Genomic DNA, 14,060 nt, shown 5'->3' on the forward strand with positions numbered 1-14,060 from the left:
CATCATTTTATCGGCAGATCTGGACCTATAGCGTAGAGGCTGTTTACGCGACAGGTCAATGAGCAGTGGTGAGTGTAGAACATGACATTTGAAAATTTGGATCTTTTGAAAACCCAAGCCTTCATCGGTGGCGATTGGATTGATGCAACGAGTGGGGCAAGTTTTGTTGTATCAAACCCTGCGACGGGCGGTGCTATTGCAACTGTTACTAATTGTGACATCGAGGATACCAAAAAGGCAATCAAGGCTGCGGATGCTGCATTTAAATCATGGGCATCGTGGACCGCAGCGCAGCGTGCCCAAATTCTAATGCGTTGGCGCGCGCTACTTTTGGAAAACGCGCAGGCGTTAGCGGAAATTCTAACGGCAGAAATGGGAAAGCCGATCGCAGAGGCCATCGGTGAAATCAATTATGGTGCTTCGTATCTCGAGTGGTATGCGGAGGAAGCGAAGCGAGCCTATGGTGATGTTATTCCGTCAACCTCGCCATCATCACGGGCGATTGTAATCAAGCAGCCTGTCGGTGTTTGCGCTGCTATCACGCCATGGAATTTTCCGAATGCAATGCTTATGCGGAAAGCGGCTGCTGCGTTGGCCGCCGGTTGCACGATGGTGGCTAAACCCGCTGAAGATACACCGTTGTCAGCATTAGCTTTGGCCGTCTTGGCGGAAAAGGCCGGGCTTCCTGCGGGCGTTCTAAATATTGTACCAACCACCAAAGCCGCAGATGTAGGGCTTGAATTGACGACTAACCCTCTCGTGCGAAAAGTGTCATTTACGGGGTCAACGGGGGTTGGTAAGGTATTGCTTCAGCAAGCTGCATCCACCGTAAAAAAAGTGTCGATGGAATTAGGCGGTAACGCGCCGTTTATTGTATTTGATGACGCAGATATTGACGCCGCCGTCACGGGCGCTCTCGCATCGAAATATCGTAATGCCGGCCAAACTTGCGTTTGTGCAAATCGCTTCTTTGTTCACCGTTCAGTGCACGATGAGTTTATTTCCAAGCTATCCGATAAAGTTGCTGAGTTTACAGTTGGGCGAGGTGACATAGAGGGAAACAATGTTGGCCCGTTGATCAATGAAGCGGCACTGAAAAAAGTCGAATTGCTTCTCGCAAGCGCGCTTCGAGACGGTGCATCGGTGTTGGTCGGCGGAAAGAAACACATTGCTGGGGCATTGTTCTTTGAACCAACAATCGTCACCGGAGTTCGTGCGGAAATGGAAATTGCAAGTTCCGAAATTTTTGGCCCCATTGCGCCAGTTATTGTTTTTGATGATGAAGACGATGTAATCGCGGATGCGAACAACACACCATATGGCTTGGCCGCATATGTCTATACCCAAAATTTGAGTCGCGCATGGCGTGTTGGGGAGGCGCTCGATTTCGGCATGGTCGGTATTAACGAAGGCATTATTTCATCTGTGTCAGCACCATTTGGTGGCGTTAAGCAATCTGGTATGGGCCGAGAAGGTTCAAAATATGGCCTCGAAGACTATTTGGAAGTTAAATATCTCTGCATGGGAGGAGTGCGATAATGTCGAGCGCTGCGAATGAAAATATGACTGTATCTGAATACACAAATGCTGCTTGGCAAACGCGAAAAAATGCAGCAATGGCACGTGGCGAGGGGAATATAGCGCAAGTTTTTGTTGATCGCGCCCTTGGTTCAGAAGTTTGGGATGTCGAAGGCAACCGCTATATCGATTTCGGAACTGGAATTGCGGTCTGTAACACAGGGCATCTCCACCCAAAAGTTCATGCGGCGGTGACTGCACAACTCGAACGTTTCAGCCATACATGTGTAATGGTGACGCCTTATGACAGTGCGGTTGAGCTGGCCGAGCAACTAAACGTTTTGACGCCCGGACCGTCACCGAAAAAAACCATGTTTGTTACCACGGGTGCCGAAGCTGTAGAGAACTGTATCAAAATTGCGCGCGCTCACACTGGGCGGCGTGGGGTTATCGCCTTTGATGGCGGTTACCACGGACGTACATTGATGACACTTGGCCTTACAGGCAAAACAGCGCCCTATAAGACAAAATTTGGTCCGTTTCCCGGCGATATCTATCGTGGGCAGTTCCCGGTACCGTATCATGGTGTCAGTGTTGACGATGCGAAGCGGTCACTGGCGATGCTATTCAAAACTGATGTTGACCCAAGTGATTGCGCGGCAATTATTATAGAGCCGGTTCAGGGAGAGGGCGGATTCTATCCGGTCCCTGACGAATTTATGCAGCATTTACGCGAAGTTTGTGATGCCCATGGAATTGTCTTGGTGTTGGATGAAATTCAAACCGGTTTTGGCCGGACGGGAAAGTTTTTCGCCAGTGAATATTCAGGCATTGAACCAGATTTAATGACCTTCGCAAAGGGTGTTGCTGGTGGCTTTCCGCTCGCTGGTGTTACTGGTAAGGCTGAGATTATGGATGCGCCTGCACCCGGTGGTTTGGGTGGTACCTATGCTGGCTCGCCAATTGGGTGCGCCGCGGCATTGGCGGTGATAGACGTTATCAAATCTGAAAAACTCGTTGAACGGTCAAAAGAGATCGGTGCAATATTTAAAAAACGCCTGACTGCGTTACAGGAAAGACATCCCTCACTCGTTGGCGACATACGGGCTGAGCGAGGTGCGATGGTCGCGCTTGAGTTGATGAACGAAGATGGTTCGCCAAACCCAGTGCTGACAAAGACGCTTCTCGAAGAGTGTTATCGGAACGGTCTAATCGTTCTCACGTGTGGTATGTATGGGAATGTTTTTCGGTTTTTACCAGCATTGACAATGAGTGATGAAATTCTCACTGAAGGCTTAGACCTTTTTGAAGCTAGTTTTGAAAAAGTTATTCAGTAGCGATACAGCCTTATGGGCACTGATACAGATTAAAACGCCCTGAACGACTATACCGGTTCAGGGCGTTTTTGTGTTGAGTAAAGCGCGCCGTGTTTTTCAATAAATCGAGTGATATCAGCAACGCCTTGCTGTCGGTGTAGGTCGGTAAACACGAATGGGTTTTTACCGCGCGATGTGCTGGCGTCTGTTTTCATGACGTCTATATCTACATTAACATGTGGCGCAAGATCGACCTTGTTGATGATGAGTAAATCTGAACGCGTAATCGCCGGTCCACCTTTTCGCGGAATGTCACCACCCTGACAAACCGATATTACGTAAAGCGTCAGATCGACTAATTGTGGTGAGAATGTCGCCGCTAAATTATCGCCACCAGATTCTATGAATATTATATCAAGGTCTTTATGGCGCTTATTCAATTCGTCAATCGCGCGTAGATTTATTGAGGCGTCTTCACGAATTGCCGTATGCGGACAACCACCAGTTTCAACGCCATATATTCTGTCTGCGGGTAGGGCCTGTAACCGTACCAACGCTTCGGCATCTTCTCTAGTGTATATATCGTTGGTGATTACACCGATTGAGTAATGATCGCGCATGGCGCGGCATAAAGCTGCCGTTAACGTCGTTTTCCCGGTTCCTACGGGGCCGCCGATTCCAATTCGAAATGGTCCGTTTTTGCTCATGATCGGAATATCCTTGGTTCTGTCGTTTCGTGTCGTAGTGTCATTAAATCTGCAAAAAGTGTGGCGGAGCCAAGGTCATCTATAGTTGATTGTGCTGCGGCTTCTGCCGCAAGAATATGATCCCCCTCGAGGGCGGCCATAATTTCGACGCCTTGTGTTTGTCCAAGATATCCCATTCGCAGGACTGCTTGCACTAAGCTATTGGTCTGGGCGTGTGCGAAGATAGGCAACAGCATCTCGACTGGAATTTGTGACGACCGTGCAACAGCACCGACCGCAATCGGTAGCGGGCAAGTCGTCTCTGAAATGATATTTGCAACCCACGGTTTCGCCGCATTCAGAAACGCATGACCTTGTTCTATCGTTTCTTGGTATCGCTCATTGCCAGGGGATAGGGCCGATGCGAATGCACATAGCGCGTTAAAATCTTCGTCATTCCGATGGCTGGCCGCGCATAAAACAAGGTCATTCCAAACACTTCCACGTAATAATGTGTTTCGAATCCAATCTTCTAAATCTGATTGTGAGTTGATTAGTCCGTCAGCATAAACCGCCTCGAGGCCGCCAGAATAGCTATATGACCCAGTTGGAAACGCGGGGGATAACCACGTAACAAGCCGAAGAAGGGCAATGGGACTATCGCCTGATTGCTTTTTCATGAATGTTTATGAGCGTGGCCAGTATGTTGATCATATGCGCCTGTTTGCGGATCGAACGGTGCTTCCACTTCTTCGACGTTAGCTCCTAATCCGATTACCATTTCTTTTATTACATGATCTCGCCGTATGAATATTCGGCCATCAAAGATTTGTGCTTGCAAATGGCGGTTTCCTAACTGCCAAGCGAGCGCTGCAAAAGCCTGAGGGTCCTTTGTGGTTAGCTCATAAAGAGGCTCGGGTTCTGCGCGGACCTCTATGATTCGTCCGTCTTCTAGTTCTAGTCCCTCGCCATGGCGAATTAGTCGGCTGGTGGGCAAGTCAAGAGTAAATGAGATGCCGCCATCGGTCGTCATTTGAAATCGTCTTCGCGTGCGACCTTGTTCATCAAGGGTAATGCTATCGTCGAAAGAAAAGGGTGGGGATACGATTTTGATTGCGCGCATATCAGTAAAGAAAATACCGGTGGGCCATTGGCAAAACCTTCGCAGGTTCACAGGAGATTAAGTCCCCATCGCAACGGACTTCGTAAGTTTCGGGGTCAACTTCGATCGTGGGAAGGGCGTCGTTTAGAATGAGATTAGATTTATTGATGTCGCGCGTTTTCGATACCGCAATAAATGATTTCGCGACGTCTAGTTTTTTGTCCAAGCCATCTTCTATGGCAGCATTTGAAACGAATGTTACTGATGAATTGGTTAGTGACCTACCATAGGCACCGAACATTGGGCGCATGTGGACAGGTTGTGGCGTTGGAATTGATGCGTTGGGATCACCCATGGGGGCCGCCGCGATTGTGCCGCCGATTACTACCATCTCTGGCTTTACGCCAAAAAAAGCTGGCGACCACATCACTAGGTCTGCGCGTTTGCCGACTTCGACACTACCAACGTGATCGGCAATGCCGTGCGCGATCGCGGGGTTGATTGTGTATTTTGCGATATAGCGACGTGCACGGAAATTGTCATTATCTCCTGTTTCTTCATCCAATGAACCACGTTGCCGTTTCATTTTGTCGGCTGTTTGCCATGTGCGAATGATCATTTCACCGATGCGCCCCATCGCTTGGCTGTCGGACGCGATCATTGAAAAAGCCCCGAGGTCATGAAGAATGTCTTCGGCGGCAATAGTCTCTTTTCGAATACGGCTCTCTGCAAAAGCTATATCTTCGGGAATGGAAGGATCGAGATGGTGACACACCATGAGCATATCCAGGTGTTCGGCGATAGTGTTGACCGTATAGGGCCTTGTTGGGTTTGTGGATGACGGCAATATGTTAGAAAGACCGCACACTTTTATAATGTCGGGTGCATGGCCACCACCAGCCCCTTCGGTGTGAAAGGCGTGAATGGTCCGGCCGTCTATTGCATCTATGGTCGATTCCACAAATCCAGATTCGTTCAGAGTATCCGTATGGATCATAGTTTGAACATCGAATTGGTCTGCGACGGATAGGCAACAGTCAATGGCCGCGGGTGTGGTGCCCCAATCTTCGTGTAGCTTTAGGGCAATTGCGCCGCCAAGCACCATTTCTTCTAGCGCGGCGGGTTCTGATGCATTGCCCTTTCCGGCAAAGCCCAGATTCATAGGGAATGCGTCGGCGGATTCTATCATCCGTTGTATATGCCAAGGTCCGGGTGTGCACGTGGTCGCGAGGGTTCCGTGCGCAGGCCCCGTGCCACCTCCCAACATAGTGGTCACGCCGCTCATCAAAGCTTCTTCTATTTGTTGCGGGCAGATAAAATGTATATGCGCGTCAATTCCGCCTGCTGTAATAATTCGTCCCTCACTTGCGATTATTTCCGTACCGGGACCAATAATAATGTCGACACTTGGTTGGGTGTCGGGGTTTCCGGCTTTGCCAATAGCTGCGATGATGCCGTCTTTAAGGCCAATATCCGCTTTGAAAATTCCGGTATGATCGAGGATAAGCGCATTGGTGATGACCGTATCAACGGCACCCTCGGCGCGTGATATTTGGCTCTGGCCCATGCCGTCGCGAATAACTTTTCCGCCACCGAATTTGACTTCTTCGCCATATTTGGTGAAGTCTTTTTCAACCTCAATAAATAAGTCTGTATCCGCCAATCTTACTTTGTCACCGGTGGTGGGACCGAACATGTTGGCATATGAAAACCTGCTTATCCGATGTGACACGTTAAAGCTCTCCCATCACGCCTTTGCGAAACCCGATAATGCGACGTAATCCGGAGAGCGGTATGAGTGAAATGTCGCGACTCTGGCCGGGTTCAAACCGAACGGCAGTTCCCGCAGGAATGTCCAATCGCATACCGCGCGCGGCAGTCCGATCAAATTTCAACGCGGGGTTGGTTTCAAAAAAATGGTAATGTGACCCGACCTGTATGGGTCTGTCTCCAGCATTCGAGACCTTAAGGTGAATGGCTTTTGCATCAGCGTTCAGAACAATGTCACCGTCAGCGGGTATGATTTCACCAGGGATCATTTATTGCGTCGTCCGATAGCGTGAATTGCAATCGCCAACCCAATGACGGCGAAAATCATGATGCCCCAAATAGCGACGTCTTGATGCATATGCGGAACGGGTTCTGCATGTGCCAAGGCTGGGGCTGAGATGAATGCTAATACCGTTGCAAAGAGGAATCGCATTGTTAAAAATTCTCCGTGGATAAAGTTAAACTGTTTATCGGATCGGCTCATGAACGGTGACGAGTTTAACACCGTCTGTGAACGTTGCTTCTACTTGGACTTCTGGGATCATTTCTGCGATGCCTTCCATGACTTGGTCTCTTCGCAGAACTTCACCACCCTCGGTCATTAATTCCGCGACGGACTTTCCGTCACGTGCGCCCTCGATTACAAAATCGCAGATTAATGCGATGGCTTCGGGGTGGTTTAATTTTACCCCTCGATCAAGTCGCCTTTGGGCGACTATGGCGGCCATGGAAATTAGTAGCTTGTCTTTTTCACGCGGTAGTAAATGCATCGGCTATTTTCCTATGTTCGCTACTAAGTTAGCCACAATGTCGGTGGGTGATCTTCGTTGGAAAGTAACGCAATCATTGCGCTTAGCCCTTTTCGTAACTGATAGCCGTCAACTGCGGCCATTCGAATCGTTAGCTTGTCACAATCATTGACGGCCCAGAACGAACTTGCTCCCCAGAAATTCTGTTTTGGATTTTGCAACGATTGCAGCAGAGCGTTTACTGGTTTGGAATATTCAACCGAATTTGGGCTTACTAGTAATATGGTTGCGAAGGCCGTTAGGCCGTTGGCTGTTGCCGATTGGCTAAGCCAGTGATTCTTTTCTGTATCGATTTTGATTTGTTCGGCGTGAACTAGGGTTGTGCCAGAAAATACTCTCCAACAATCTTCTAATTTTGCTGACGGGTTTGTTTCACCAAATTCTCGGCGCCCAAAGATAATAGATTCTACGATTAGTGCGGTCGCATTTTCGCCAAGTTTCAATGACAGTTTTCGTTTCAGATAGCTGCCATCGTAAAGAATGGTTTCTTGCGGCAGCCAATGTAAATGCGCATCGGCCTCGACGGATAGGTCAATTGAAATTTCAGCATATCCATCGCCCGCGCGATATATTTTTTCGCAGGCCTGTGTGGATACAGAAAGTGAGGACTGAGATCGCGCGGCGATTGACCATTCAAATTTGTCGCCGCCGGTCATGCCGCCTGCGGTGTTGATCAGCACTCCGGTGAGCGGTGTCGGGGTCGATTGTTTGGGGAAGCGAATTTTTGCAGCGCCGGTTTGGGACAAGCGGGATACGGATGTTTTTGCTCCTGAATATTGAGCGACGAGTTCTCCGTGGCCTGTTGTTCGTTGTAGGTCCGCATTGCACTGCATAAGGCAACATAGGATTGAAACGATCTATCAGCAATTTTCAAACGCAGTTAGGCAATGTTTTGTGCGGATTTAATAAAGGTTTTGCGTTTGGCGAAATGTTGCGAGTATACGAATAGTGTTTTGGGCTTCAACAAAAGTGACATCGACTTCGGGTAGAGTGTTTTCCGCTCAAGGTGTCGGGTCTTTATTCGGCTGGTGATCGGTTATATTTTGTGTGGGTGAATGCGTTCGAGCGATTCGACAAAATTTGACGGATGTATTTTGCGGGGTGAAGGTGTTACATGATGAGGGTGAAATTCGGGGGCGATCAGTTCAATTAGACGTTTGGTTTACGGACTTCGGTGGTTCTTTGGCCGCAACCGGAGACATATTGCTTTGTGAACATTCAAAGGCCTTTTGATAAGGCATTGAAAGTTTGATGGGTAAATTTATTGGAGGGTGGAGTGATAAGTATAAAGAGTATCGTGTCGGCAGCTGCGATGTTGATCGCTGTTGCGGCGTCTGGCGGCGCATGGGCGCAAATGAACGATTCCAATATTGTGAATGTTTGCAACAAAGGGAATGTAGATGTCAGTTATTTGTCTTTTTCAACGAAGAGTTCGTTTTTTGGGGGCGAGGAAGCCAAGGTGTCGGGGTGGTATAAAATTCGACCGGGCCGATGCCAAGATGTCAATATGCCATATTACGATACCGTAGCGGTTGGTTTCTTGCAAAAAAACAATCAAGGCGTGCGGGGAAATCCCGTTTATAGCGTGCGAAATGCTGACCGCCCGGGCGGTGGTAAATGGTCACCAACGTCAATTTGTGTGCCGCCTGAGAAGGCCGTGACATATAAAAATACCTATGCGGCGGTTAAAAAGAAATTCTATCCACCGTGTACGAATGGAGATGTGGAGCTGAGAATGTCATTTGCAGTCATGCCGAATGATGTATTCCCCAAAATCACGATCAGGCCACGGCGAAATGACCAATTAATAGCTTGGCCACGCGCTAAGAGTAATGCGCGGACACAATCGACGAAACGGCAATCATCGAATAGCAATGCTGAAATTGCATTGAAGATTGCGGCTGGGATTGCGAAGGGATTGGAAGACGCCAAAATTAGTAAGATGGCGGCCGGTTGTGAAAAGAGTATTCTTGTTATGGCGTTTGCCTTTAGCAAGGAGGGGCCAGTTAAAGCCTGTAAATGTTTCGCGACGGAAATTGTACGTGGAGAAAACACGGCTCTGACCAAAAGCATGGTCGAGCGCATTGAGGGCGGTCAGGATTTCGATGAAGAAATCGAACGAATCGCGCAGCCAAAAATTGAACAGTATTTGGAGCGATGTATTTCCTCTTAAGCGCGAGGTTGTTACCCACTGTAGCTGATTGTTGACTTTTTCTGCTGATATATAATCGGTATGCGGTACAATGATTGTGGGTAACGCCTACCGGAGGCACAGCTGACATTTCTGCATTACCCCATTGCTCCTCAATGGATAAGCTTGTATAACCGAACCAACTAAACGAGTTTGCGCCGCGCGGTCGAGAATGTCGATGCGAGCGTGATCCATAGCATGGTGAGGAAATAAATGGCCAACAATATCAATGTACTACGTGCGATTATAGCGGCTTGGGCGCGCCAAGATGTTGAAGGCGTGCTGGAGCACCTGCACGAGGATATTACTTGGAATAACTCTGGCGGTGTACGTAAGCCTGTCCAAGGTAAGGCTGCGATGCGCAAGGCCCTCGAAAGTATGAAGGGGACGATCAAAGAGTCTAACTGGCGACTTTTTGGTTGGGCCGAGGTTGGTAATACTGTCTGGATGGAAGGCGCGGATGAGTTTATGCGCAATGATGGTATTCGGATCGCCGTGCCTTATGCGGGGACTCTCGAATTCGAAGATGGTGTAGTTCGAATTTGGCGCGAATATTTCGACGGACGCCTCCAAGAAAAGCAACTTGCTGGCGAGCCGGTGTCCGAGCACGTCGAGGCTATGTTAGACCGCCCAACTGCCTGAGGATCAGGTCATGAAAAATCTGTCTTCCGATCAGAACGTTGATTTTCGATCAGCGCCGTTCCGTGACGCAAAGCTTTTGCCTGTCGATCTTGATGTCGTCCGTCGAGATGACGGTTGCGTTCTTGTCCGATCTCGGATTCCGCTGCGCGATTACGAAGCCAATATTGCAGCGGACTTTGCGCGCAAAGCGAAAGAAATGGGTGATGCGCCTGCATTGAAGAAGCGCGTCTCGTTGGGCGAGGGCGAATGGGAAACGACGACCTACCGTGAGTTAAAAGACCAAGTTGATGCCGCTGCACAATGGCTGTTAGATAATGCGCCAAAAGGGCGTCCGCTATTGTTGATGTCGGACAATACACCATCATTTTCCGTTATTACATTTGCGGCATGGTCAGCCGGAATTCCTGTTTGTCCGGTGAGCATGGTTTATGGGGCACTCGGCGGTGACTTTGGGCGATTGAAGCATGTTATCGGCAAGATCAAACCCGGTGTTATTTTTTCTGAGAACACCGAAGCGGCTGCGTCAGCATTAGAAGCGCTTGATTTGGGAGACGCTTTGGTCATCACGGGTCAACCCGACGTGATTTCAAAGCCAGCAATAGCGTATAACAACATTCTGAATACGGTGCCGACGGATGCGGTGCAGCAATCGATTTCTGCACTGAAGTTGACCGATACGGCGGCGTATATGTTGACCTCTGGTTCAACGGGATTGCCCAAATTGGTGGTCATCACCTTTGATAATCTTGCGGCGAATAGTGCGCAATGTCAGCAGACGGTAGGTAAAGCCGCCGGGTGGGATGATGTGATGCTCGATTGGCTTCCATGGCATCACGCTGCGGGTGCGTTTGTCATGCGGGCTGTATTGCTTGAGGGCGGAACGCTTTATATCGACGATGGCAAGCCGACCCCTGCATTGTTCAAAGAATCAATTCGCAATCTACGCGAGGTTGCGGTGTGTTATTACAATAATGTTCCGCTCGGTTATGGAATGCTTGCCGATGCGATTGAGAGTGACCCGGTTCTGTCAAAGAAGTTCTTTTCGCGCATGCGTTTGATGCTTTACGGTGGTGCCGGATTGTCACAGCCGGTTTATGATCGAATTCAAAAAGCGGCGGTAAAAGAAACTGGACACAGAATTACCTTCACGAGCGGTTATGGCGCAACAGAGACTGTTTCCGCGTTCATGTTAATCCACTTTGAGACTGATGATGTTGGAATTGGCCTTCCAACGCCTGGTGCGGAAATAAAACTTGTTCCGCAAGGGGATCGTTATGAATTACGAGTTAAAGGACCAAATGTAACATCGGGATATCTCGATGAACCCGAAAAAACGGCAGCATCTTTCGATGAAGAGGGTTACTATAAAACCGGTGATTTAGCTGTTTTTCATGACGAAGATCATCCGGAGAAAGGTCTGGCCTTTGCTGGACGAGCGGTTGAAGAGTTTAAGCTCGCGAGTGGTGGTTGGGTTTACGGTGGAGCGCTTCGTGACAAGTTGCTGAAGGCGCTTGCGCCGGATGTTATGGACGTGGTTCTATGCGATGAGAATCGTCCGTACTTAGCGCTGTTGATGTGGACGACCCGGGAGACATCCGCCGAAAGTCTGCGTGATAGATTGCGCGAATTCAATAAAACCCAAAAAGGTGGATCGTCTCGTATTGTCCGCGCGTTGGTCTTGACCGACCCGCCTGATCCGAATGCGCACGAAATGTCGGACAAAGGAACGGTTAATCGCCGCGCGGTTATTGACCGGCGAGCGAGCGATGTCGAGCGACTTTTCGTCGACACACCTGATGCTGAAATCATAATTGTCGAGTGAGAAAAATGACAAAAACAGAGAATTCTACGAGCACCCCAAACAGAGATCCTGCGTTACAGGCTTTGCTTGATAAGCAAGAAATTACTGATGTGCTTAATTTATATTTGCGCGGTGCAGACCGTGCCGATACGGATCTGATTGCTGCTGCCTACCACCCCGATGCTATTGAAGAGCACGGTGGTCTATATATGGGGCCGGCGGATGCCTATGTGGCAATGATGGACGAGCAATTACCTCATGCGAAATACATGAATCATTTGTGCACGAACATAATTATCGAATTGGATGGCGACAAAGCTCATGTGGAATCATACATCCTCGCTTATTCGCGCATGAAGAAAGACGGCGAGAAATTTGACAGCCTTACTTTAGCGCGCGCGGTCGATAGGTTCGAGCGCCGCGATGGGGCGTGGAAAATCGCTAAGCGTCAACTTATCTGGGAATGGAATAATGACATGCCGTGCGCCGAAACCTGGGGGCGGGGGCTTATCACGAACGACCCATCGAAATTGATTAGGGGTAAGAAAAAGCCCGACGACTTAGTCTATGCGGCGAAGGGGTAGGGTGATGGAATTAAAAGGTTCAGTCGCAATCGTTACAGGCGGAAACCGAGGCATTGGTGAAGCTTTCGTGCGCGCGTTTGTGGCCGCTGGCGCAAAACGCGTCTATGTTGGTACACGTACATTGAGTAACGCAGAGCATTTGGTGGCGGAAGCGCCAGACCATGTTGTTGCTGTCGAATTAGATGTTTCAAAGTTGAAACAAATTGAGGCAGCAGCAAAGAAATGCACTGACGTTTCTGTGGTTGTTAATAATGCGGGAGCGTTTCACAATAAACGCTTGATCGGCGCATCAGATATTTCAGCGGCAACTGACGAAATGAACGTAAATTATTTCGGGCTGTTGAATATGTGTCGTGCATTTGCGCCAACGTTAAAATCTAATGGTGGCGGTGCCGTTGTGAATGTACTTTCTGGTGGTGGGTTAGCAGCCGTTCCAGCTATGGGTGGTTATAGTCCGTCTAAGTTTGCTGCGCGCGCGGCGTCAACGTGTATTCGCGCGGAGTTAGCACCACAAAACACTCATGTTAGTTCGCTTATTGTTGGTTCCGTTGATACACGCATGGCGTCACATGTTGCTGGTCTTAAAGAACAGCCATCCGATATCGCTAAGGTCGGATTGCGAGCGATTAAACACAGTATTGACGAGGTCGATACCGACCGAATGGCTGTCGAACTTCGTGCAAATTTAGCGCGTGATCCCAAAGCGGTTGAACGTGCGCTGGCCCGTATGCTCGATGCTGAAAAAATATCAACGGGCCGTTAAGGGGTAAGCCAATGGAAATTTTGAAGGTTCTTGCGATAAATGTCGCCGTTGTTACGGTCGCTTTCTTATCACTATGGGCGATTTGTCTGAAATTAAAAGATGTGACTGTGGTCGATTCCTACTGGGCATTCGGGATGGGTATTCTTGCGGTTTCAACATTTCTACAGTTCCCTGAACATACGCCACGGCGCTGGCTATTGATGGGGCTTTGTGTTGCTTGGGCATTGCGACTAGGTGGCTATTTATTTTGGCGCTGGCGCGACCATGGTCCGGATCGTCGTTATGTTCGCATGATGGAAAAAGCGAAAGAACAGCGTGGCTGGGGTTTTGCAAAAGCAACATTACTCTTAGTATTTGTAACGCAAGCACCATTACAATTTGCCATTGCTCTACCGGTTCAGCTAGGTCAAATCTCCGCAGAACCAGCCACGTTGGGTTTGCTTGGATATGCTGGTGCTGCTTTGGCGATATTCGGAATTCTGTATGAATCGATTGCCGATTATCAGCTTACGGCTTTTCGAAAAAACCCGGATAATGCGGGGAAAGTTCTGAGCTCAGGCTTGTGGGCATGGTCACGCCATCCAAACTATTTTGGTGAAGCTTGTGTGTGGTGGGGCATATATCTTGTTGCTGCCGAAACGACGATTGGTATGGCATCGATTTTTGGACCACTTTTGCTCACTTGGATTTTGATCAAGTGGAGTGGCACGCCGACACTCGAATACCGGATGCGAAAGACAAAGCCGGGTTATGTTGAATATATCGAACGAACTTCTGAGTTCTTTCCGCTTCCGCCTAAAAAAGCTTGATGAGTTAAGTTGGACCTCGGTGAGAAAGCTGAGGTCCATTTTCTAGATTTATCCGCTATCAAGAGGTCT

At 48.9% G+C, this 14,060-nt stretch carries 16 protein-coding genes; 8 read left to right on the plus strand and 8 right to left on the minus strand.

Features of this window, described 5'->3' with window-relative positions:
- Window positions 1-81 precede the first annotated feature (81 nt).
- Both ABFZ84_RS07330 and gabT read left to right on the plus strand, forming a co-directional pair.
- Window positions 82-1,539: an NAD-dependent succinate-semialdehyde dehydrogenase gene (locus tag ABFZ84_RS07330; RefSeq protein ID WP_369313314.1), complete on the plus strand. Its 1,458-nt coding sequence runs from the start codon at window positions 82-84 to the stop codon at window positions 1,537-1,539.
- Window positions 1,539-2,855: a 4-aminobutyrate--2-oxoglutarate transaminase gene (gene gabT, locus ABFZ84_RS07335; RefSeq protein WP_369313315.1), complete on the plus strand. Its 1,317-nt coding sequence runs from the start codon at window positions 1,539-1,541 to the stop codon at window positions 2,853-2,855. Before ABFZ84_RS07330 ends, gabT begins: the two co-directional genes overlap by 1 nt.
- A gap of 47 nt (window positions 2,856-2,902) precedes the next feature.
- Here the strand turns inward: gabT and ureG are convergent, their stop codons facing one another.
- Genes ureG through ABFZ84_RS07375 form a run of 8 tightly spaced genes read right to left on the minus strand, consistent with a single transcriptional unit; the run spans window position 2,903 to window position 8,034 of the window.
- Window positions 2,903-3,544 carry an urease accessory protein UreG gene (gene ureG, locus ABFZ84_RS07340; RefSeq protein ID WP_369314555.1) on the minus strand — a complete coding sequence of 214 codons (642 nt, stop codon included), beginning with the start codon at window positions 3,542-3,544 and terminating at the stop codon, window positions 2,903-2,905.
- Window positions 3,538-4,200, minus strand: coding sequence for an urease accessory protein UreF (locus tag ABFZ84_RS07345; RefSeq protein WP_369313317.1), 663 nt, complete (start codon window positions 4,198-4,200; stop codon window positions 3,538-3,540). The genes ureG and ABFZ84_RS07345 overlap by 7 nt, the downstream gene beginning before the upstream one ends.
- A complete protein-coding gene (locus ABFZ84_RS07350; RefSeq protein ID WP_369313318.1) occupies window positions 4,197-4,643 on the minus strand; it encodes an urease accessory protein UreE in 447 nt (148 codons plus the stop codon). Before ABFZ84_RS07350 ends, ABFZ84_RS07345 begins: the two co-directional genes overlap by 4 nt.
- A gap of 1 nt (window position 4,644) precedes the next feature.
- A complete protein-coding gene (gene ureC / locus ABFZ84_RS07355; RefSeq protein WP_369313320.1) occupies window positions 4,645-6,354 on the minus strand; it encodes an urease subunit alpha in 1,710 nt (569 codons plus the stop codon).
- Between the two features lies 1 nt (window position 6,355).
- Window positions 6,356-6,661, minus strand: a complete 306-nt coding sequence (locus tag ABFZ84_RS07360) for an urease subunit beta (protein WP_369313321.1) — start codon at window positions 6,659-6,661, stop codon at window positions 6,356-6,358.
- Entirely contained in the window at window positions 6,658-6,825 is a 168-nt protein-coding gene (locus ABFZ84_RS07365) for a hypothetical protein (RefSeq protein ID WP_369313322.1), read from the minus strand. The genes ABFZ84_RS07360 and ABFZ84_RS07365 overlap by 4 nt, the downstream gene beginning before the upstream one ends.
- Before the next feature lie 34 nt (window positions 6,826-6,859).
- On the minus strand, window positions 6,860-7,162 hold the full coding sequence (locus ABFZ84_RS07370; protein WP_369313323.1) for an urease subunit gamma: 303 nt from the start codon (window positions 7,160-7,162) through the stop codon (window positions 6,860-6,862).
- 23 nt (window positions 7,163-7,185) lie between these two features.
- Window positions 7,186-8,034: an urease accessory protein UreD gene (locus ABFZ84_RS07375; RefSeq protein WP_369313324.1), complete on the minus strand. Its 849-nt coding sequence runs from the start codon at window positions 8,032-8,034 to the stop codon at window positions 7,186-7,188.
- A 443-nt stretch (window positions 8,035-8,477) separates the two neighbouring features.
- On the opposite strand from ABFZ84_RS07375, the gene ABFZ84_RS07380 reads away from it, so the two are divergent.
- The 6 genes from ABFZ84_RS07380 (at window position 8,478) to ABFZ84_RS07405 (ending at window position 13,991) form a co-directional block, all read left to right on the plus strand.
- Window positions 8,478-9,374, plus strand: a complete 897-nt coding sequence (locus ABFZ84_RS07380; RefSeq protein WP_369313325.1) for a hypothetical protein — start codon at window positions 8,478-8,480, stop codon at window positions 9,372-9,374.
- Window positions 9,375-9,605: 231 nt separating this feature from the next.
- Window positions 9,606-10,034 (plus strand): nuclear transport factor 2 family protein, encoded by a 429-nt coding sequence (locus ABFZ84_RS07385; protein WP_369313326.1) that lies wholly within the window; start codon window positions 9,606-9,608, stop codon window positions 10,032-10,034.
- A 10-nt stretch (window positions 10,035-10,044) separates the two neighbouring features.
- A complete protein-coding gene (locus ABFZ84_RS07390) occupies window positions 10,045-11,856 on the plus strand; it encodes an AMP-binding protein (RefSeq protein ID WP_369313327.1) in 1,812 nt (603 codons plus the stop codon).
- Between the two features lie 5 nt (window positions 11,857-11,861).
- Window positions 11,862-12,419: a nuclear transport factor 2 family protein gene (locus ABFZ84_RS07395; RefSeq protein ID WP_369313328.1), complete on the plus strand. Its 558-nt coding sequence runs from the start codon at window positions 11,862-11,864 to the stop codon at window positions 12,417-12,419.
- Between the two features lie 4 nt (window positions 12,420-12,423).
- Window positions 12,424-13,182 (plus strand): SDR family oxidoreductase, encoded by a 759-nt coding sequence (locus ABFZ84_RS07400; protein WP_369313330.1) that lies wholly within the window; start codon window positions 12,424-12,426, stop codon window positions 13,180-13,182.
- Window positions 13,183-13,193: 11 nt separating this feature from the next.
- Window positions 13,194-13,991, plus strand: a complete 798-nt coding sequence (locus tag ABFZ84_RS07405) for a DUF1295 domain-containing protein (protein ID WP_369313331.1) — start codon at window positions 13,194-13,196, stop codon at window positions 13,989-13,991.
- Window positions 13,992-14,060: the final 69 nt, after the last annotated feature.

The sequence above is a fragment of the Hyphococcus lacteus genome (genome assembly GCF_041058985.1).
Classification (GTDB): domain Bacteria; phylum Pseudomonadota; class Alphaproteobacteria; order Caulobacterales; family Parvularculaceae; genus Hyphococcus; species Hyphococcus lacteus.